Genomic DNA, 21,723 nt, shown 5'->3' on the forward strand with positions numbered 1-21,723 from the left:
GCCGCGCTGGGCGCGTATAGGTTCCTGAATTCAACTTACTTAAATTATCAGTGATTATCCGAACATGAGATAAAATCTGCATTTACCTTTAGGTGACTTTACGTTTAAAAACATACCAAGTATTTTCAGGAAAATATGGCAATAGATTGTAGTTTTACTACCTTGACTTCGGAGACTCCTGAGATAGTTTGCCTGTCTAATTTGCGTTGTAATTCTGTTCACCCCAGATTAAAACACATTTTAAGTCGCTGTACTTCACAAAGGCGAGTATTTTTTATCGAGCAGGTAATTTTTACTGACCAACTAATGGGGCGGTTAGATGTCAGACAAGACAAGAGTGGTTTAGTGGTGGTGATTCCATCTCTGCCAAAAGGATTGAGTGAGGAGAAGATCAACGCAGAGTTACAGAAATTGCTCAATGCTTTTTTTCGAGAGAATCATATTGACAATTACATTTTTTGGTATTGTACATCAAAAGCGATCGCCTTTACCCGCAACCTGCAACCCCAGGCGGTTATATACGATTGCATGGATGAGTTACCCACAATTAAAAGCATCCCGCCGACACTCCAGGAATACGAGAGTGAAATGTTCTCTCTTGCAGACTTGGTGTTTATTATCGGTGAAAAAAGTAGCCAAGCAATTCAGGTACATCAGCATCCGAATATTTATGCGTTTCCCAGTAGCGGGGATTGCGATCGCACTTGGAATACAATGATGAAGCTGATAGACTTTGCCATTGCAGCGCGTCAGAATGAAGACACAAGCCATTCCCAGAAGGCAATACAGGGTTACAAAGCACCAGAAACCTGCAAAACAGATTGGCAATTTGATTACTTAATTGTGGGTGCGGGATTTGCTGGAAGCGTGATGGCGGAACGTTTGGCGAGTCAGTGTGGTAAAAAAGTGTTAGTTGTGGACAAGCGCAATCACATTGGTGGTAATGCTTACGATTATTATAATCATGATGGCATTCTCGTACATAAATACGGCCCCCACATCTTTCACACCAACTCCCAGGAAGTCTTTAAATACCTTTCACAATTCACTCAGTGGCGACCTTACCAACATCGCGTCTTGAGTAGCGTCGATGGTCAAATGTTGCCTCTCCCCATTAATTTGGACACTATTAACCAACTCTATGGGATGAACCTAAATTCATTTGAGGTGGATGAGTTCTTCAAATGTATTGCGGAACCGAAAGAATACATCCGCACATCAGAAGATGTTATAGTCAGCAAAGTTGGAAAGGAACTGTATAAAAAATTCTTCCAAGGCTACACCCGCAAGCAATGGGGACTCGACCCTTCAGAGTTAGATAAATCAGTCATTACTAGGGTTCCCACCCGTACCAACCGCGACAACCGCTATTTTACCGACACCTATCAAGCAATGCCTCTACACGGTTATACTCGGATGTTCGAGAAGATGTTAGACCATCCCAATATTAAGGTGATGCTGAACACCGATTACCGAGAAATTGAGCAGGTAATCCCTTGGCGTGAGATGGTTTATACCGGAGCGATTGATGAATTTTTCGATTATCGCTATGGCAAATTACCTTATAGATCAATGCATTTCCAGCACGAGACACATAATACCCCTGTATTTCAACCAGCGCCAGTGATTAACTATCCCAATGAACACCTGTATACCCGTGTCACAGAGTTTAAGTATTTAACTGGACAGGAACACAATAAAACGACCATCGTTTATGAGTTTCCCCAGGCGGAAGGTGAACCGTATTATCCTGTACCTCGTCCTGAGAATTATGAAATTTATACAAAATACAAAGCGTTGGCAGATTCTATGTCAGGGGTGTATTTTGTGGGACGGTTAGCCACTTATAAATATTACAATATGGATCAATGTGTGGCTCAGGCTCTTTCGGTGTATCAACAAATCAAGTTTGTGGAAATTGGGAAAAGTACCGCTACACGAAATTTGTAATTAGTGATTTTCATTTAAATAAACACAATAATTAACAGATACAGTTTTAAGACAACGCGATCGCGCATATTTATAGTAAGCAAATTTAATTAGTTTAGTGTTTATTATAATATTTAATGTAAATTATTAGGCGTGCTGTTTTAATAAAGTAAAGAACCTCACCCCCAACCCTTCTCCTTATCAAGGAGAAGGGAGAATTTGACGCTGATTTTGTCAACCCAAAATATTGCGCGGCTTCGTTTTTTCGGTTGCCTTAATAACTGTTCACTGATTTAATTTTCCAGCGCTTCTAACCAGGATTGTAAATCAGTTAAACTCGTAAAATCTAAAAATGCTTCGCTCAAATCTTCGAGAATAGGCAAAGGTAAACCAGAAATCAAAGAGCGCATTTCCTCCGACAGTTCTCCAAATCGCTTAGTCAATTGTCTGCTAATTAAGTTAGCAGCCTCTTCCTGTCGTCCTTCGTCTTTAATTTCTCGGTAAACTCTCGTTTCCTTGAGTGTTATTCCCAGCATAGTTTCAACCTCCCTTCTGTTTAATCGTTCAAATTTATACACCATAATCGTCGTGATTATTTCTATTATGGCGCGACTTGATGGCGATGTTACATTTTCACGGGTTTTGGTTAACAAATACCTTGCTGCTTCTGGTGCTTGTTCTTCCTCTACAGTAGTTAATACCATCAATGCTACCCATAAGGGTAATTCTCGAATATCCCCCAATTCATCCAAATAAACCCGATGTACTTGGTTTCCACTGAGTAGGGTTCGATGAGGATAAATATCGCTTTGTTCAATACTGCGAGAAGGATAAATAATCACTGCTTGCCAATCGCTAAATCTAGCACGGTTGCGATAGAAATATAGTGAAGATTCGGCAAATACTCGTTCATAAAGCTGTTCGTCCTTTTTAAATTGCACTTCACAGAAATATACAATTCCTGCACCTGCATTTTCTGGCGGGAGAAATACCCCATCAATTTCAAATTTTGGTTCTTTGACAGCTACTGAATCAAATCGATAAGCATCTGCATTTTCCGGGGGATTTGCTAACAATTCAAATAATAGGGTAGGAGCTTGTTGAAATAGTTTGTAAAAAATCGAATCACGACGCATATTTTCAAAAATATTTTGCTACAAATTAAAGAATTTGAGTTACTGTTTTTGTCTGATAAACCTTCACCAATCGATCAATACCTTTGAAACGATAATGTCCCATTTCGTGAAAGTCTGAGGTTTGCGAAAGCATGAAATAAGTGGTTTCACTGATCACACATTCACTGGGAGGACAGACTGCTTCCATACGCGCTGCCAGATTAATTGCTGCCCCTAATGCGGTATAATCTACCCTTTGAAAACTACCAACATCCCCCACCACAGCTTTACCACTGTTAATGGCAATGCGTAACTGTAGCGGTTCCTGCCAAAAACCACTAGCATTGAGACGTTCCAGACGAGCCAACATTCCCTTAGCCGCAGCAGTGGCGCGATCTGCATGATCTGGTTGGGGTTCTGGTGCGCCAAAAAATGCCATAATACAGTCGCCTATATATTTATCCAAAGTGCCACCATAGGCAAATACTTCTTGTAGCATCTCTTCAAATAAATTATTCAATAATTGTGCGATCGCAGTTGGTGTTAACCGTTCCGAAATTGCCGTGAACCCAACTAAATCTGCAAACACAATGCTGATTTCGCTTTCTGTGGGAGCTAAACGACCATCAGGTAAACCACCTACAGCGATTAATTGCTGCACAACGGCTGGAGAATGATAACGCTCTAATCGGTGCCGAATCACTTCTTCAGCTTTTAATTTATCTGCCAACAGCCAACGTTGTACACTAGAAGCTACAAGGTTTGCTAAAGCCGAAAAAAAACTGAGTTCTTCCTCCCCTTCATTTGCCCAATGGGAAGATGAAAGATGAGCATCGGCATAAAGAACGCCGACAACTTTATTTTCATCCCACAAAGGTACAGCCATCGCGCTACGGATGCCTTTCACCAAAATACTGTGTTCTCCCGAAAAGCGTTCATCCTTATGGGTATCAGCAGTTTGAAGTGCAATTTTTTCCTCAAACACTCTCTGACAAATACTGCGACTAATCCAGTCGCCATCACCTTCGAGATATTTCTGTTGGTCAATGTCTCTAGTAGCAGCATTCACTAACTCCAGATGACCGCAGCCATTGACATCAATTAATAGCGCCAAGCGGTCAATACTATCGAGGTAACGAAAAACAACTTGTTGCACTTGAGAGAAAATTTCTTCTATGGATGCTGCTGCACAGAGATTTTTGGCTATATCTACCAAGTCTTTGAGGCGGGCAATAGTTTTGTCTTTATTACTGGTTTCCCCATCTTGGCTATCAGCTTCTATCCATTGCTGTTGTAGTTGCTTGACGTTGTGAAAAATCGTTCTTGGCTGAGAATCTATTGACCCTATAGTCTGCTGATTCATACAATGTGCCGCACCATTGCCAAACAGCACTTCCAAATTCACATTTCCCAGCCAAATCATATCACCATGATGTAATTCGTGGATTTGACTAATGAGATTTTGGTTCACCTGTGTCCCGTTTTTGCTACCCAAATCTTCAATAGTCCATACACCATTAACAGTTTTTACCAGCCGGGCGTGTTTACGGGAAACTCCGCCAAAAGGTAAGTATAAGTCACATTCCGGCAAACGCCCAATGATGAATTCATCTTGATTCACTGTCAACGTTTTTTCCGTATCTTCCTGTTGTAGGCGTAATGTGATTTCAGTCATAAGTGTGATGTATCTATCCTGGAAGCTGGGAACGCAAGCATCTTGGAGGTGAACGATATCCAAGCTGAATCTTTACCTTTTCTTTATGACACTGTTAATGTCATTATTGCAACTGTCTGTATGAAATTTTACAAGTATAAATTAGATATAACTGGAGTTTCCCTGTATAGTCTTGGGGTTGAAACTGCGCTGCGATCGCTTACGTAATACTGAGATAAGAAGTTTGCTGAAAGTTCAACAGTAAAAACCGCAAACTATGATAAATTACGTGTTTGCCTCTTAACCCATTCGCGTGTTATGTCCAAGCAACTGTTCGCAAATTTTCAGGTGACGGACGACTTTTTCAACGTCCAGATTTTCTAGCATCGTAGGCAGAGCTTTCGACTTGACTATTTATATTTGTGTAATTACAATGTAGATACAATCCTATTCTCAATAAAATAAAATGGGTACAGCTATTAAAACCCGAATAGTAAAAATCGGCAATTCCCAAGGACTTCGTATACCTAAAACCCTATTAGAACAAAGCGGTATTAACTCAGAAGTAGAAATTGAAGTTCATGATAATCATCTGATTATTCGCCCAGTTGAACAAGCACGGATTGGTTGGAACAAAGCATTTGCAGCGATGGCGGAAAAACACGATGATGTCCTATTAGATGAGATCAATACAACAAAATGGGATCAGGTTGAATGGGAATGGTAGTCAACCGATTTGATGTTTTCCTAGTTAATCTTCACCCTACTATTGGCAGTGAAATTCAAAAACTACGCCCCTGTTTAGTGATTTCACCAAACGAAATAAATCACAATATTGCCACCGTCATTGTTGCACCAATGACAAAAAAAGGACAAACATATCCAACAAGGGTAAAGTGTCAATTTCAAGGACAAGATGGACAAGTTGTACTTGACCAAATTCGGACAGTAGATAAAACTCGATTAGTCAAATTTCTTGGTCAAATTAGTGCAGATGAACAAAAAACAGTTCTTGATATCTTAGCTGAAATGTTTGCTGAATAATGAACCTAATTAACCATAAAACAAAGACGCAGAAAACTCTCTGCGCCTCTGCGTCTGGTGCGTGAAAAAATATTCCTTCCTTACACCATCTCAGATGATGGCTGCACCACAGGTTGAGCTTGTGGCTGGAACATGAACAACGAATAAACGACATCTCGGCGGATGTTGACCATCATATCCAAGAACAGTTCATAACCCTCGCTCTTGTACTCAATCAACGGGTCTTTCTGCCCATAACCACGCAAACCTACAGATTCGCGCAAAGCATCCATTTGTTGCAGGTGTTCCCGCCACAGGGTATCAATGCGTTGTAAGATAAAGAACCTTTCCGCTTCTCGCATTAATCCCGGTTTAATTTGGTCAATCTGCGCTTCTTTGAGGTCGTAGGCAATTCGCACTTGTTCGTGGAGAAAAGCCTTAATCTCGCTAACGGTCATATCCTCTAATTGACTTGGTTCCATATCCGCTAGCAGATAGACAAATTCCTTGACTTTTTCTACCAACTTTTGTAACTCCCACTCTTCCGAGGGTAAGTCTGGGTTGATGTAGAAATCAACGATTTCATCCATCGTTTTTTCGGCGTATTTGATCACCTGTTCTTTCAAGTCCTGACCTTCTAATACCCGGCGGCGTTCGGCGTAGATGGCGCGACGTTGGTTATTCATTACCTCGTCGTACTCAAACACCTGTTTACGGATGTCGTAGTAGTAGGTTTCAACTTTTTTCTGTGCGCCTTCCAAACTGCGGGTCAGCATCCCGGATTCAATGGGCATATCTTCCTCTACTTGGAAAGCATTCATTAATCCAGCGACGCGATCGCCTCCAAAAATTCGCAGCAAGTTATCCTCTAAACTGAGGAAGAATCTTGTCGAACCTGGGTCACCTTGTCGTCCCGCACGTCCCCGCAATTGGTTATCAATTCGTCGTGATTCGTGGCGTTCTGTACCAATGACGTGCAAACCGCCTAACTCAATCACTTCATTGTGTTCTGTTTCAGTGAATTGTTCGTATTCTTGCTTCACACGGTTGTAAGCTTCCCGCAACCTCAGAATCACAGGGTCATCAATGGGAGCTTTTTCAGCGGCTACAGCTACCTTGTCTTCTGCTTCCAGTTCCGGTAAACTGCGTTCCCCATACTCCCGCACCGCCACTTCCACAGCATCTTTTAACAACTGTTCAGTTTCTTTGGTCAGTTGAGTCGGGAAAATTTCTGGTGAAGCTCTCCAAGTTTTGATTTTTTTACCAGGAACAAAACCTTGACCACCACCGTGTCCTGCGGGCAAACCAGCCACTCTTTGCACACCAAAGACATCTTCATCTTCTGGCATGACAATTCGCGGCATAAAGTATTCCCGCAGCTTCAGACGTGCCATGTATTCGGAGTTACCACCAAGGATAATATCTGTACCTCTACCAGCCATGTTTGTGGCAATGGTTAAAGCACCTCTGCGTCCGGCTTGGGCGACAATTTCTGCTTCCCGTTCCACGTTCTCTGGTCGCGCGTTGAGCAGTTCATGGGGAATTTCCATTTGCTTCAGCAGCTGACTGAGATATTCCGATTTTTCTACACTGGTGGTTCCTACCAAGACTGGTCTGCCGAGTTCGTGCATCTCAGCACATTCTCCCGCGATCGCGCGCCATTTTCCCGGCTCAGTTTTAAACACCATATCCGGCCAGTCTTGCCGTCTTCTAATTCTATTGGTAGGAATGACTGCAACTTCTAATTTGTAGATTTTTTCAAATTCTGGCTCTTCAGTTTTTGCCGTTCCGGTCATCCCACCTAATTTGGGATAAAGCAAGAACAAATTTTGATAGGTAATTGTCGCCAGAGTTTGAGTTTCCGGTTGAATATCTACGTGTTCTTTGGCTTCAATTGCTTGGTGCAGACCATCACTCCAACGCCTTCCCGGTAAAACGCGCCCGGTAAATTCATCAACAATGACTACTTCCTTGTTCCCAACGATGTAGTGTTTATCCTTGAGGAAAAGTTCCTTAGCTTTAATAGCATTGAACATGAAATGCGCCCAAGGATCTTCCGGGTCAAATAAATCAGTAACTCCCAAAAGATTTTCCGATTCCGCGAAGCCTTCATCACTTAACAGCACGTTACGAGCTTTTTCATCTACCTCGTAATGCTCATCTATTTGCAGTCTGGAAGCGATTTCAGCAGCTTGTAAGTATTTTTCTGTAGGTCTTTCTATCTGCCCAGAAATAATTAGTGGTGTCCGCGCCTCATCAACTAAAATCGAGTCTACCTCGTCAATCACACAATAGTTAAACGGGCGTTGTACCACATCAGCCATTGATGTAGCCATATTGTCCCGCAGGTAGTCAAAACCGATCTCACTGTTGGTGACATAAGTGATATCGCACTCATAGTTTTTTTTGCGTTCACTGGGAATCATGCTCGACTGAATTAGCCCCACACTCAATCCCAGAAACCGATGTACCTGTCCCATCCATTCAGCATCCCGACGAGCCAGGTAATCGTTAACTGTAATTACGTGTACACCTTTACCACTCAGAGCATTTAAATAACTCGGTAAGGTAGCAACTAAAGTTTTACCTTCCCCGGTTTTCATTTCGGCAATTTGCCCAGAGTGGAGGATGACACCGCCCAACATTTGGACATCAAAATGCCGCAACCCCAAGACTCGCCGTCCGGCTTCTCTGACCACAGCAAAGGCTTCCGGCAGAATATCATCCAGCGTTTCGCCTTTGGCAAGGCGCTGTTTAAATTCTCCTGTTTTGCCTTTTAAATCCTCATCAGAAAGGGCTTCAATGTCTTCCTCTAAGAGGTTAATTTCACTAATGTAAGGTTGGTATTTTTTAAGCTTACGAGCGTTGGGATCGCCCAACAAGAGTTTTAGCATGGCAAATTATGGAACTAAATCGAGGGGTACGGGGAATAAAGTTTTTGTATTGATTATAAGAATTTAACCCAGTCCAGCCATTGTGGTTGTAGATGGGTAGAAAATCAGAATTAACTCAAAAACAGCAAAAGGTAGATCCAATCATTGAGTAAACCGATTGGTTTTATTTTTCAGTTTAAATTTCAAACTAATCTAATAGTATCATTTCGCCCACAACTGAGTCAGACCGTCTGGTCATTGGTCATTAGTCATTAGTCATTGGTCATTGGTCATTGGTCATTGGTCATTGGGAAGTTACCGTCTTCTCCCCCCGGCTCCCTGCTCCCTGCTCCCCTACCTCCTACTCCTCCCATTCCGCAGTCAGGAGGCGGAAATTAAAATCCCTCGCGCTGGGATGACAACTCACACAACTGCTAATCTCAACAGGACGGGGTAAATCGACTTGGGGATGTAAAGCCTTAAAATAACGTGAAGAATTGACGCGATAGGGTATGGCTTCGTCTTTTAGCTGTGTGCGAGAGAAAGTAGAAAGATATCTCCAAACAAGCATTCGGGGAGGATCGATTAAAGGTGTAAGTTGTGCGCCGTAGTGCTGTGAGTCTTGTAAAAGATTTCTCCAGGTTTGGGAGGGTAAAACTTCTGGTGGGACTGCTAGATGACAAGTAGAGCAGTTATCTAGATATAATTGTTTCCCTAATTGATATTGTGCAGGTACTACGTCAACTGTGCCAATTTCTGATGTGGGAGTGGCACTGTAAGCGCTAGTTGCAACGGAAAGCAGCCAGCCCATAGCCAGACTCCAAGCTAAAATTACCACAATTAAGCCCAAGGGACGGCGTTTGAGTTGACGTTTGGTGCTTCGCTGTATCACTTGGCGATCGCGATCGCTACGCTTGACAAAATTTGACATTCCTCACATCCCCAAATACTTATATGTAGCCCTTTTAAGCAATCATAGAGCTTACACAGACTTACTAGATTAATCAAGCATATTTAGTTTTCACCTGATTCACTAGAAAAATCAGTTACAATATCTCGAATTTCATTTATATTAATATCTTCTCGGTCAGACTTGGAATAAATTGTCAGTAATAAAATACTTGTAGGCGATTCAACTTGATAAATTAAGCGGTATCCAGCACTTTTACCTTTTTGAATATTACTGTTGCTTGTAAGTCAGAACGAACATTGCGAAATCTTTTGGAAAGTTTACGTAAGTTTTGTTGGCATTGCTGAATTTAAATATGAAATGCCAAAATTACATTTCTTTAACTCTTCCTCTCTGCGACTCTGCGCCTCTGCGTGACACGAAATTCATAATATTCCATCAGCAAAGCCGTTTTGTTTATATTCAGGAGTTAAATCGATTAATACCATTGGCTCTTCATTCGGCATCAATACCCTCCCACATCTCGCTAATTGGTCGAGTTTGCCCTGCTTTCGCTTGTTGTAAAGCTCTCCTCAAGCTAGCTTTAATTTCGTCAACGGGTGTATCGTCAGGATCAACTGCTTCTACTTCTACTGGTTCTGGAACTAAGACAATCACCCGCACCTGATGAGGGTAACTTGTTCCCTGAATCGGCTGATCTAGAACCAAATTGCCCTCAGCGTCAATCTTGCCAGTAACTTCGATAGCTTTCATGTTTTATCTACCTGTTTTGGAGAAGATCCTAACACGCCCAAATCTAAGCAGGACAAGGACATTAAGGAATAGGAACTGACCTTAATAATCGGTCAACTACAGTTCTAGGATTGCGCCCTCCCCTGGGAATGAGGCGGTGACAGAGAACGTGAGGGACGAGAAATTTCACATCATCGGGAATAGCGTAATCACGCCCTAAAAGAAAAGCTAGCGCTTGGGTAGCCTTTTGTAATGCCACAGTACCACGCGGACTTACACCCAAAGTAATTTCTTCATCTTGCCTTGTGGAGCGGACTAATTCGAGAATGTATTGTTGCAGAGAAGTTTCTACTCTTACCTGGGAACAAATTTTACGCAATTCAGCTACCTCGTCTAAGGTCAGACAAGGCTGCAAATCAGTAAAACTGAGACCTTTTTGCAGGTTTTGTAGCATCTCTAGTTCTTCTGTAGCGCCAGGATAGCCCAAACTTAAGGACAACATGAAGCGATCCATCTGGGCTTCTGGTAAGGGAAAAGTGCCTTGATATTCTATGGGGTTCTGGGTAGCTATCACAAAGAAAGGCTGAGGAACTGCACGAGAGATGCCATCAATTGTGACTTGATTCTCTTCCATGACTTCCAGCAAAGCCGACTGGGTGCGGGGTGTGGCACGGTTGATTTCGTCGGCTAGGAGGATATTGGCAAATACTGGCCCTGGGAGAAAGGTAAATTCGCCGTTTTTAGGGTTCCAAATATTAGTACCAGTGATGTCAGTTGGTAGTAAGTCGGGGGTACATTGTAGCCGTTGAAATTTGCCATCCAGTGAACGGGCTAGAGATTTAGCGAGGAGAGTTTTGCCAACGCCAGGAACATCTTCTAGCAAAGCATGACCACCACCTAACAGGGCGACTAGGACTAAGCGGATGGCTTCGTTTTTGCCGACGATGGTACGAGCAAGATTTTGTGTTAGGGTGTCAATTTTTTCTCTCATGCACCACAGAATAAAAGGTTGGTAATGGGGTCAGGAATTGGAATGAAGAATTACCTATGCTAAATTCTCCATTCCCTTATTTAGAGTATTCCCATTCACTGATGAAAATTCAGCATTCAGCACTCAAAAGTTCTCTAGCAACAGTACAGTCAAGTTGAATTTGTGTTTTTAGGTGTTCTAGAGAAGGAAATTTCGCTTCGGGGCGCAAAAATTCCACTAGCTGCACAGCCAGTTGTTTGCCATATAAATCACTAGACCAATCGAACAGATGCACTTCTACAGATAAGTTGCTACCATTCACTGTTGGGCGGTTACCTATGTTCATCACACCCAAGCTCTCATGTGCAGTTGTTGCATCTGGTGTCCCATTCAAAATAGCCGCACGAACAGCATACACACCTTGACAGGGGACAAATTTGTCTTTTGGTAATTGCAGGTTAGCGGTAGGAAAACCAATGGTTCGTCCCATTTTTTGACCGGGGACAACAGTACCAATGAGGTTGTAAGGTCTTCCCAGTAGGAGGTTGGCGTTTTTGATGTCGCCGCTTTCTAAGTAGTGACGAATCAGTGAAGTGCTAATGGGAGCCTCCTGGGTGGGAGCTTTGTCTGTATAAGTTTGTAAGGAAACGATGGTGACGGGGATGTGGTGCTGGGCGGCGAGTAATTGCAAATCTTTGGCAGTACCACGACGCTGTTTGCCAAAACAAAAATCTTGCCCCACACTAATTCGCCGACATTGGAGTTGTTTGACTAATATCTGCTCGACAAAATCTTTGGGAGATAAAGCAGATAATTCTTGGTCAAAGGGTAGCAGTACAAGTTGTTCTACTCCTAGCGATCGCAATTGTTGAATTTTTTCATCCAGTGGTGTTAATAAAGGCCTGGGTTGACCTGTAAAAAATTCCAGTGGATGGGGATCAAAGGTGACAACTGTCGAGTATGTCTGTTCTTGTGCTTGGGTTGGTGAGGTGGGAGAGTTGTTTGCTAAATTTTCCCTCTCGTCTCGTCTCGTCTCATCCCATGCTGGGGGCAAAATTGGTTGAATAACTCGGTGATGACCAAGATGCACACCATCAAATTTGCCAAGAGCCACAGCAGTTGGCTTGAGAGCCAATTCTGTTGAAGAAGCAACCCACATAGAACGTCCATTTTTAGACAAATTGAGCATCCGGATTCTGGGATTTTAGGTTTATTTAGCCATCAGCCACAAGCTACCTTACGTTTAGCCGCCTAGAGTCAAAGCTTTGCCGCTATTAGCCAAAAGTACCTGACACTCACTTGTCAAATAGGGTATTTTGTGCTATCAGCACTAGTTGCTGAGTCCAGATGACCCGACAGATAAAAGCTCAGGAGTAAAAGAAAATTTAATGCTTTTAATCCTCTCCCTTGCCCCTTGACCCTAGTTCTGCCAGCAGGAGACTCTAATTTGTCCTTTGGCTGGTGTCCAGCCGCTAGAGAAGGGGTATACAAGGTTCTATGTTTGGCTAACAAACCACATTGCTGATCCTCCAGTGGTCGCGGCGGACTTGTAAAGTACGCGATCGCGCTAATAGCTCTTGATCACCAATCTAATCTAAAATCTACAATTGCTTCGAGTGGAACTTTCACCCAGATAACTTGCTCGCAGGAAAAGATTCTGATAAGGGCATTGAGGTGGGAACCTGAAGAACCATTCCTTCTCGTGCCATGATTGCACCGGGAAATTCCTGAGAAGCTTCTTCCCCTATCCGATCCAAAAAATCATCGTTGTGGGCAGGATCGTGATGGTATATTACCAAATTTTTCACGTTGGCGGCTTTGGCTACTTTCACAGCTTCTTGCCAAGTAGAATGTCCCCAACCAATTTTTGGTGATTTGGGTGAAATGTATTCCTCGTTGGTATAAGTGCAATCATAAATTATGATATCCGCATCCCGTGATAGCCACAGGACATTTTGATCCAGTTTGTCAGGATAATGTTCAGTATCAGTTAAGTAAACAGCAGCACCACCACGCCAGTTAACTCGGTATCCTACAGCCTCACCTGGATGGTTAAGGGGTGCTGTTTCTACGGTAATGTCATTAATCTGTAATGATTCCCCGGCTTTAATGTTGTGGAATGTCAGATTTGACCGCATGATCTGTAAGGGTACAGGAAAATTGGGATGCAGCATCTGGTCATTCAGACGCTGTTCTATAGTGGAACCATCAGGAGCGATCGCGCCGTAAATATGAAATTTATTTCCGTCAACAAACCCAGGAACAAAAAAGGGAAAGCCTTGAATATGATCCCAGTGGGAGTGGGTGAAAAATATATGACCTTCTGTTGGCATTTGGCACAATAAAGATTGCCCCAAAACGTGTAGTCCTGTACCACAATCAAAAATCAAGCGTCTACCGCCCACTTGCATCTCAACGCAAGGGGTATTACCGCCATAACGAACAGTTTGTGGACCCGGACAGGGGATGCTCCCGCGAACGCCCCAAAATTTTACGGTAAATTGGTTCTCTATCCTGGACATGATTATTGCTTGCTGGATTTCGCGGGGGATCAATAAAATGATACTTCTTTTATTCAGTCTATCTGTCTTAATCTCTTTGCATCAAGGGTATTACTTAGTAAAACTGCATACCCTGTTTCCGATTGGTTGTGTCAAGGTAGGCTATGTATTGCAAGGCATTCACCCCTATGTAGATGTTTGTGTATGTATCGTTGATATCAAGATATTTCCTAATTTATAACCTAAAATTTGCTGTGATGCATTTAACTATGTTCGCCAGTTTACCTGTAATCATCTCCAAATTTAATATTATTTGGTGAGTGTGGGTAATGGGGAAGGCATTGTTCCAGTTTCACAAATTTTGTGCCAGTAAGTCAAAGTTGCTGTCATCGGCGACTAAGTTACCCCAAAGAATTTAAGGAAGCTGGAATTCCCAGTTAGACAAGTTATCTAGTCCTTTAGCATAAGTAAGATTATATTGTAAAGGCGTAATGCTGATGTAGTTGTTACGGGTAACATGGACATCAATCGGCACGTTGTCAGATATATTCAAACCTGGCGGCGGTTCCACCTCTTCCAAAATTTCTCCAGTTAACCAATAGTAGATTTTGCCACGAGGGTCAACTCGTTTGTCAAAAACATCAACGTAGCGCCGCACTCCTTGACGGGTAAAAGTGACTCCGGCAATTTTTTCCCAGTTGACGGCGGGAACGTTAACATTCAGCAACATCAATTCTGGTAGGGGTTGTACCGCTAGTTTTTCCACGAGAATTTGGGCAAACTTCGCCGCAGGTCGAAAGTCTTTGGATGTGTGGCTGGTCAGACTGAAGGCGATGCTGGGAATTCCTTCTATTATACCTTCCATCGCCGCTGAAACAGTACCAGAATAAAGAATTTCCGTTCCCAAATTTGCACCTTGATTAATGCCAGATAGCACCAAGTCCGGGGGAGAATCTAGCAAAGCCCACAGTGCTAATTTTACGCAGTCGGAGGGAGTGCCATCACAAGCCCAAGCATTGACAGCAGGATGAAAAACTGATTCGATCACTTCGGCGCGAATGGGTTGGTGCATGGTGAGTCCATGTCCAGTTGCTGAACGCTCCCGATCCGGGCAAACTACAGTCACATCATGGCCTGCTGCTGCCAAAGTGTCTGCTAGGGTACGAATACCCAAGGCAGAAATTCCGTCATCATTACTAATGAGTAATTTCATCGCTCTCATAGTTAATTGTCATTGGTCATGAGTTATTTGTGATTTTTTATGAGTCATTTGTCAATATCAGATGTCTCCAGTATGAGGCAAAAAAACACTCACACACACCCAATCGCCTTTAAACTAGTAAACAGAGGTGGGGTTTTGAACTGTGCCTCTGATTAAAGTGTTTGGTTAACAGTTGAAAGTCGTAGACTAATAACCAATGATTCATGACCAATGACTAATAACTAATGACTACCAATTTAGAGGCTCAACTTTTAGCACTGCGCCAGGAAGGAGAACAAGCGATCGCTGCCACTGATACCCTAGAACGCCTAGAGGAACTCAGAATTAGCTATTTGGGCAAAAAAGGGCAACTGGGGGCGTTATTGCGAAGTATGGGACAAATGAGTGCGGAGGAAAGACCAAAAATTGGGGCGATCGCCAATACAGTCAAAGAATCCCTACAAAATAGTCTAGACCAACAACGCGCAGCCCTGGAATCCGCCAAAATTCAAGCCCAGCTAGAAGCGGAAACTCTCGATGTGACTATGCCGGGAATCTACAGCCCCCAAGGTCGGATTCATCCACTCAATGGTATTATTGACCGGGCGCTGGATATTTTTGTGGGCATGGGCTACACGGTAGCTGAAGGGCCAGAGATGGAAACAGATTATTATAATTTTGAAGCCTTAAATACTCCACCTGATCACCCCGCCCGTGATATGCAGGATACCTTTTACCTCCCAGATGGTAATCTTCTCCGGACTCATACCTCATCAGTACAAATTCGCTACATGGAAAAAGAGGAACCACCCATCCGGGTTGTGGCCCCAGGGCGAGTTTATCGGCGAGATAATGTCGATGCTACTCACTCGGCGGTTTTCCATCAAATCGAACTTTTAGCGATCGATGAAGGTTTGACTTTTACAGACCTCAAAGGTACTGTCAAGGTGTTTTTGCAAGCCATATTTGGTGATTTACCAATTCGTTTCCGTGCTAGTTATTTCCCCTTTACAGAACCTTCGGCTGAAGTTGATTTGCAGTGGAATGGTCGCTGGTTAGAGGTAATGGGCTGTGGAATGGTCGATCCAAATGTGATGAAATCTGTAGGTTATGACCCAGAAGTTTACACTGGGTTTGCTGCTGGTTTTGGTGTGGAACGTTTTGCGATGGTTTTACATCAAATTGATGATATCCGCCGTTTGTACTCTAGCGATTTAAGATTTTTGCGGCAGTTTTAAATATTGGGCGGGGAAACCCCGCCCCTACGAATTTTATTAAAATGTATCGTTTTTTAATATTTGGTAATTCTGGTTCTGGAAAAAGCACTCTGGCTAATAAACTTAGCCAAGATTTGAGCATTCCTGCTCTTGACCTCGATAGTATTGTATGGGAACCAAATAAAATCGCCATCCGCCGTCCTCACGAAGATTCAGAAAATGATCTCCGAAATTTTATTAAAAATAACCCTTCTTGGGTAATTGAAGGTTGTTATAGTACGCTAATTAAAATTGCTCTTGAATTCGCAACTGAAATCTTTTTTCTCAATCCCGGCATTGATCAGTGTCTAAAAAATAATAGTAATCGTCCTTGGGAGCCTCATAAATTCAAATCACCAGAGGAGCAAGCCGAAACTTTTGAATTTCTCCAAAGTTGGATTCGAGAATATGTAAAACGCGATGATGAATTTGGTTATTCATCCCATCGCTCAATATTTCAGGAATTTAAGGGCAAAAAGCAGGAAATTATCGCCTAGTTCTACGAATGCAGCTTCTCTAGTTTACGTACGTTGGGTTGTTCGCGTCAGCGTTGCGGAGCAAGGAACGTTAACGTAGTTTGCCGTAGGCGTAACCCAACATTTGGGCGACGAAAGTTGGGTTTTACTTCGTTCTACCCAACCTACAATTTTCTTAATACCAAGCTACAAGGGTTCTGAAAGAGACATATTTAATTTATGAAGATGTCTAATTCTTTGCTAATGACCAATGACTAATGACTATTTCGGCAATTATCACAATGTCCACAACGCCAGTTAGCAGCTTCTTTTTCAAAACCAAAAGCATTTAGTAAAAATTGCCAACGACATTTTTTAGTATGCAAATATTGCTGCATTTGTTTAGCAGCTTGTGATTGTGTCATTGGCTGATTTTTCACCCCTGACTCAATCGTGTAATGAAAAGGGTCAACCCATTTTAATTGACCACTGCTGTGGAGTAAAGCCAAGGCGATAGCAGCATCCCGAAATTCACGGGTGACTGCATTCACTTCTCCCTGTTTAGGTAATTGTTTCACCAATTGCTGCGCTGTTTGTTGTTGCGATCGCATTTGTTGATCAAAGAACTCCTGTCTTCGCTTATCCTCTGGATCTAACCAGCCTGTAGGTTCACTGATTAAAGTTAATGCTTCTGCTGGTTGTCCATCTCGTCCAGCCCGACCAATTTCTTGCACATATTCAGACATCAGGAAAGGGGCTTGAAAATGGACTACGAAGCGCACATCTGATTTATTTATCCCCATCCCAAAGGCACTGGTACAAATAACAAAGGGCATTTTACCACTTAGCCATTGAGCTTCTACATCACGGCGTTCTGTTGCACCCAATCCGGCATGATAACTAGCGGTATTGTAACCCATTTCTGCTAACCATACAGCTAAATTTTCGCTATCTTTTCTAGTCCGAACATAAATTAATCCCGATTGTTTGGGGCGATTTTGAATAAACTTTAATAATTGGTGTTTTCGGCTGCGTGGTGTCCAAGCTATGCGAACAATGGGATGCAAATTCGGGCGGTAGGGATTTAATCGAAAAATTTCTGGTTGCTGTAATTGTAAAACTGTTTGAATAGTTTTTTGGGCTGCGGGATCAGCAGTAGCGGTAAAAGCAGCAATACTGATTTTTGTTCCTGGTGGTTTTGATTTGAGTAATGCAGGTCTGACTGCGCCTAATCTCCGATACGCTGGGCGAAATGTATCTCCCCACTGGACTAAACAATGGGCTTCATCTAATATCAAACCGTTAATTTGTAAGTTGGGATGACATAATTTTTCCCATACTGGCGCACTTAATAAAGTCTCTGGGGATAAATACAGTAATCTAAGTTGTTGTCTTTCTAAAGCTTGTAATGTGCTACGACGTTGGAATGAAGGCAATTCACTATGCAAAAGTGCTGCTTTTTGTTGGCGCTGAAGTAATTCCTGAACTTGGTTTTCCATCAGTGCTACCAAGGGCGAAACTACTAAAGTTAATCCTGTTTGTAGCAGTGCGGGAAGTTGAAAACAAATTGATTTTCCGCCACCTGTAGGCATAATAATCAACGCATCTTTTTTGGCTAATAAACTGCTGATTATTTCGCCTTGTGGCGGTCGGAAATCATCATAACCCCAAATTTTTTGAAAGGCATTACGGACGGCTTGCCAAGACGTTGCTACAGGTGGATTCATGAGTTTTAAGGTTTTGAGAGGTTAATACTAATTAAATATAAAGCTGCATAACATGGGCGGGCATCTTTGCCCTCCCCCACAGGAGTTTAATCTAATTTAAATATGCAAACTAGATGTGTCTTCTCTTCCCAAAAAGTGATCAGCCATGATGATTTTCGGCTTGAGCTTCATACAAAAACTTTACACCTGCACTGAAGTTACTGGTTTTGTAATTGTCGTTTGATGAATTGGTAACTCAACTACAAACTCTGTACCTTTACCGAGTTCTGATTGGCAGTAAATTTTGCCGTTGTGTTTATCTGTGACAATCTGATAACTAATGGAAAGGCCTAATCCTGTGCCTTTACCAACAACTTTGGTTGTAAAAAATGGATCGAATAGCCGCGAGAGGTATTTTTCATCTATGCCTAGCCCATTATCGGCAATGCGAATGGAAATCCAATCTTTATTGAGTACGGAAGTAGAAATTCTGATTTGGCCTGGGTTTGCAGCTATTTCTTGAAATGATAGCTGGACGTTGCGCTGTTCTATTGCGTCAATGGCATTGGAGAGCAAATTCATCAATACCTGATTCAACTGACCGGGATAGCATTCGATGGGAGGTAACGTATTATAAACTTTGCTGACATGAATGGTAGGGTTATCGGCTGAAGGCTTCAAGCGATGTTGCAAAATCATCAAAGTACTGTCGATGCCTTCATGAATATTTGCTGTTTTAAAGTCGGCTTCATCTAGGCGAGAAAAGTTCCGCAAAGAGGTAACAATTTCACGAATCCGCTCAGTGCCGACCTGCATAGACTGAAATAATTTAGGTAGATCATCGAATAAAAACTCTATTTCGGCTTGTTTGAAAAACTCTTCTAGCTCTGGTGCAACATGGGGATGATAATGCTGATAAAGCTCTATACAGCGCAGCAATTCCTGGGTGTATTGGTGGGCGTGTACTAAGTTGCCGTGGATGAAATTAATCGGGTTATTAATTTCGTGGGCAACCCCCGCTACCAGTTGCCCTAAACTGGCCATTTTTTCAGCATGGATAATTTGCATTTGGGCAGTCCGGAGTTCTTTGAGTGCCTGGGCGAGTTGATTGGCTTCTTGTCGAGTTTCTCCTAGTAAGCTGGATTGTTGGAATAAGTTGGCTTGATACAGCGCTACGCTGATTTGAGCAGCCACTTGGGTGACAAATTCCAACTCCGGTTCTTCCCACTGACGGGGATGGGTGCATTGGTGAATACACAACAACCCCCACAACTCATCACCTTCTTTTAGTGGCACAACAATCTGGGCTTTGACTTGGAATCGCTCAATCACATCGAGATGAGGTACTTTCGAGCCAACGCTATTGACATCAGATATTACTTGCACTTGCCCCTGGTGATATTGTGGTGCGTACTGGTCACCGAAGCAATAATCCTGGACTTTGACAGCGAGGGTAGAATCAAATTTAGGTAAGACATCTTCAGCGATAAATTCACCACTACAAAAACCGACATCAGGGTCAAAACGAAAGATGCCGACTCGATCTGCTGTTAGCGATCGCCTGATTTCCTGTACTGTAGTTTTTAAGATTGTCTCCAAATCCAAGGATTCCCGAATTTTGACGACTAAATCAAATAAAATCCGCCTCTGTTCAGCCGATTGATGCATTTCATCTGCACGATTTTGGATTTGGGTCATCATTTCGGAACTTTGCAGGGCTACTCCTAGTTGACTGGCAACTTGTCCCAAAAATTCCACTTCCACACTATCCCACTGACGCGGTGCCGAATGTTGATAAGCTGCCAGCAGTCCCCAGAGGTTGCGTCCGACAAAAATTGGTGTCAAGGCATAGGCACGAATCTTGAATTGCTCCAGAATATCTAGGTGACAGCGTGAATGTCCAACTTGGTAGATATCGTTAACAGCAAAGTTTTCATTATTGCGATAGCGCCCGCCTTTGGTTTCTTGCAGGTGGGTGTCTTCCCAAACCAGATTTTTGCCAAAGGGATTGATACTATCCCATTGTGCTTCCACCATGCCGAAATTACTGACGAATTCGCCACTCCAGTCTGGATTAAAACGATAAACGCCAACCCGCTCGACTCGCAGCATTTTACACACTTCTTGGCAAGTGGTTTTGAGAATTAAATCAATATTTAGGGAAGAACGAATTTTTCCCACCACTTCTGTCAAGGCTCGTTGTCTGGCGATCGCATCTTGGAGGGCAGTTGCCTGTTGTTTGGATTGAGTTAAATTCTCGGCTTGCTGAATCGCTACTCCTAATTGCGCCCCTACTTGTGCCAAAAACTCAACTTCGTAATTTGCCCATTGGCGTGGCCCAGAATGTTGATACGCTGCTATCAGTCCCCAAAGTTTTGGCCCGATGAAGATAGGGGCTAAGGCATAAGCCCGAATTTTGAATTGCTCCAAAATATCTAGGTGACAGCGAGAGTGTCCCACTTGGTAAATGTCGTTGACAGCAAAACTTTCGTTATTGCGGTAACGCCCACCTTTTGTTTCTTGGAGGTGGGTATCTTCCCAAACCAAATTTCTGCCGAAGGTATTGGTTCTCTCCCACTGTCCCTGTGACATACCAGATTGGCTCATAAATTCGCCGCTCCAGTCTTCATTGAAGCGATAAACCGCTGCCCGTTCTAGCTTCAGGAGTTTGCAGATTTCTTGACAGGCGGTGTGTAAAATAATTTCGGTGTTCACCGATGAGCGAATATTCCCCACCACTTCTGTCAAAGCACGTTGCCGCGCAATGGCATCTTGCAGTTCTGCTGTACGTTGTTTAGTTTGTTCTAGAATATCTGCCTGTTGCATAGCTACGCCAAGATGGGCTGCGGCTTGGGCAACAAATTCAACTTCGTGAGGATGCCATTGCCGAGGCGCAGAATGTTGATAGGCAGCCAGTATTCCCCAAAGTTTAGTACCTATGAAAATAGGCGCGAGCGCATAGGCCCGAATCTGAAATTGTTCTAACACCTCAATATGACAACGCGCGTGTCCAGCATTGTAAATATCAGATACGGCAAACGGCTCATTTTGGCGATATCGCCCTCCCTGGGTTTCTTGCAAATGCGAATCTTCCCAAACCAAGTCCTGCCCAAAGGCAGCTAATGTATTCCAAGGTGATTCTGCAAAGCCAAAACGATTCATGAAACTACCACTCCAATCAGCGTTGAAGCGGTAGATTGTCACTCGTTCAATCTTCAATTGCCGACAAATATCTTGACAAGAAGTGGAACACAGAGATTCTAGGTTGACAAAGGCGCGAACTTTAGCCAAAATCCTCGCTAAGATTTTTTGGTTCTGAAGCGCCATCTGTAGCTGTTGTTGACACTCTTGCAGGTCTAAGCGGTTGGACGTTTCATAATCGTTGGTGGTCATGGAGT

At 43.0% G+C, this 21,723-nt stretch carries 16 protein-coding genes; 5 read left to right on the top strand and 11 right to left on the bottom strand.

Features of this window, described 5'->3' with window-relative positions; all coding sequences use genetic code 11:
• The first annotated feature begins 135 nt into the window (after window positions 1-135).
• Window positions 136-1,950 carry a UDP-galactopyranose mutase gene (glf, locus tag AACX33_RS13105; RefSeq protein WP_193998595.1) on the top strand — a complete coding sequence of 605 codons (1,815 nt, stop codon included), beginning with the start codon at window positions 136-138 and terminating at the stop codon, window positions 1,948-1,950.
• 272 nt (window positions 1,951-2,222) lie between these two features.
• Here the strand turns inward: glf and AACX33_RS13110 are convergent, their stop codons facing one another.
• Window positions 2,223-3,065 carry an Rpn family recombination-promoting nuclease/putative transposase gene (locus AACX33_RS13110; protein ID WP_193998594.1) on the bottom strand — a complete coding sequence of 281 codons (843 nt, stop codon included), beginning with the start codon at window positions 3,063-3,065 and terminating at the stop codon, window positions 2,223-2,225.
• 25 nt (window positions 3,066-3,090) lie between these two features.
• Complete coding sequence (locus AACX33_RS13115) at window positions 3,091-4,719, bottom strand: adenylate/guanylate cyclase domain-containing protein (protein WP_193998593.1); 1,629 nt, start codon at window positions 4,717-4,719, stop codon at window positions 3,091-3,093.
• Window positions 4,720-5,164: 445 nt separating this feature from the next.
• On the opposite strand from AACX33_RS13115, the gene AACX33_RS13120 reads away from it, so the two are divergent.
• Both AACX33_RS13120 and AACX33_RS13125 read left to right on the top strand, forming a co-directional pair.
• The gene (locus AACX33_RS13120; RefSeq protein WP_193998592.1) at window positions 5,165-5,425 is read left to right on the top strand and encodes an AbrB/MazE/SpoVT family DNA-binding domain-containing protein; all 261 of its coding nucleotides are present in this window, start codon (window positions 5,165-5,167) and stop codon (window positions 5,423-5,425) included.
• Window positions 5,419-5,742 (top strand): type II toxin-antitoxin system PemK/MazF family toxin, encoded by a 324-nt coding sequence (locus AACX33_RS13125; RefSeq protein ID WP_227789077.1) that lies wholly within the window; start codon window positions 5,419-5,421, stop codon window positions 5,740-5,742. Before AACX33_RS13120 ends, AACX33_RS13125 begins: the two co-directional genes overlap by 7 nt.
• A gap of 80 nt (window positions 5,743-5,822) precedes the next feature.
• On the opposite strand, the gene secA is transcribed toward AACX33_RS13125, so the two are convergent.
• The 7 genes from secA to surE all read right to left on the bottom strand — a co-directional run bounded on the left by secA (window position 5,823) and on the right by surE (window position 14,920).
• Window positions 5,823-8,615, bottom strand: a complete 2,793-nt coding sequence (gene secA, locus AACX33_RS13130) for a preprotein translocase subunit SecA (RefSeq protein ID WP_193998590.1) — start codon at window positions 8,613-8,615, stop codon at window positions 5,823-5,825.
• A gap of 340 nt (window positions 8,616-8,955) precedes the next feature.
• Window positions 8,956-9,525: a diheme cytochrome c gene (locus tag AACX33_RS13135; RefSeq protein ID WP_193998589.1), complete on the bottom strand. Its 570-nt coding sequence runs from the start codon at window positions 9,523-9,525 to the stop codon at window positions 8,956-8,958.
• A 474-nt stretch (window positions 9,526-9,999) separates the two neighbouring features.
• Entirely contained in the window at window positions 10,000-10,257 is a 258-nt protein-coding gene (locus AACX33_RS13145; protein WP_193998588.1) for a type II toxin-antitoxin system RelN family antitoxin, read from the bottom strand.
• Window positions 10,258-10,318: 61 nt separating this feature from the next.
• On the bottom strand, window positions 10,319-11,227 hold the full coding sequence (locus AACX33_RS13150) for an AAA family ATPase (RefSeq protein WP_193998587.1): 909 nt from the start codon (window positions 11,225-11,227) through the stop codon (window positions 10,319-10,321).
• 109 nt (window positions 11,228-11,336) lie between these two features.
• Complete coding sequence (locus AACX33_RS13155) at window positions 11,337-12,395, bottom strand: bifunctional riboflavin kinase/FAD synthetase (protein WP_193998586.1); 1,059 nt, start codon at window positions 12,393-12,395, stop codon at window positions 11,337-11,339.
• A 436-nt stretch (window positions 12,396-12,831) separates the two neighbouring features.
• Complete coding sequence (locus tag AACX33_RS13160; RefSeq protein WP_193998585.1) at window positions 12,832-13,728, bottom strand: MBL fold metallo-hydrolase; 897 nt, start codon at window positions 13,726-13,728, stop codon at window positions 12,832-12,834.
• Window positions 13,729-14,122: 394 nt separating this feature from the next.
• Window positions 14,123-14,920, bottom strand: a complete 798-nt coding sequence (surE, locus tag AACX33_RS13165; protein ID WP_193998584.1) for a 5'/3'-nucleotidase SurE — start codon at window positions 14,918-14,920, stop codon at window positions 14,123-14,125.
• 233 nt (window positions 14,921-15,153) lie between these two features.
• Between surE and pheS the strand changes: the two genes are divergently transcribed.
• Both pheS and AACX33_RS13175 read left to right on the top strand, forming a co-directional pair.
• A complete protein-coding gene (gene pheS / locus AACX33_RS13170; RefSeq protein WP_193998583.1) occupies window positions 15,154-16,146 on the top strand; it encodes a phenylalanine--tRNA ligase subunit alpha in 993 nt (330 codons plus the stop codon).
• 41 nt (window positions 16,147-16,187) lie between these two features.
• Window positions 16,188-16,661 (top strand): shikimate kinase, encoded by a 474-nt coding sequence (locus tag AACX33_RS13175; protein WP_193998582.1) that lies wholly within the window; start codon window positions 16,188-16,190, stop codon window positions 16,659-16,661.
• A gap of 233 nt (window positions 16,662-16,894) precedes the next feature.
• Here AACX33_RS13175 and AACX33_RS13180 read toward each other — a convergent pair whose 3' ends face one another.
• Window positions 16,895-18,346, bottom strand: coding sequence for a RecQ family ATP-dependent DNA helicase (locus AACX33_RS13180; protein WP_193998581.1), 1,452 nt, complete (start codon window positions 18,344-18,346; stop codon window positions 16,895-16,897).
• A 180-nt stretch (window positions 18,347-18,526) separates the two neighbouring features.
• Window positions 18,527-21,718: a GAF domain-containing sensor histidine kinase gene (locus tag AACX33_RS13185; protein ID WP_193998580.1), complete on the bottom strand. Its 3,192-nt coding sequence runs from the start codon at window positions 21,716-21,718 to the stop codon at window positions 18,527-18,529.
• Between the last annotated feature and the right edge of the window lie 5 nt (window positions 21,719-21,723).

Origin of the sequence: Nodularia sp. LEGE 04288, from assembly GCF_963896525.1 — a bacterium.
GTDB lineage: Bacteria > Cyanobacteriota > Cyanobacteriia > Cyanobacteriales > Nostocaceae > Nodularia.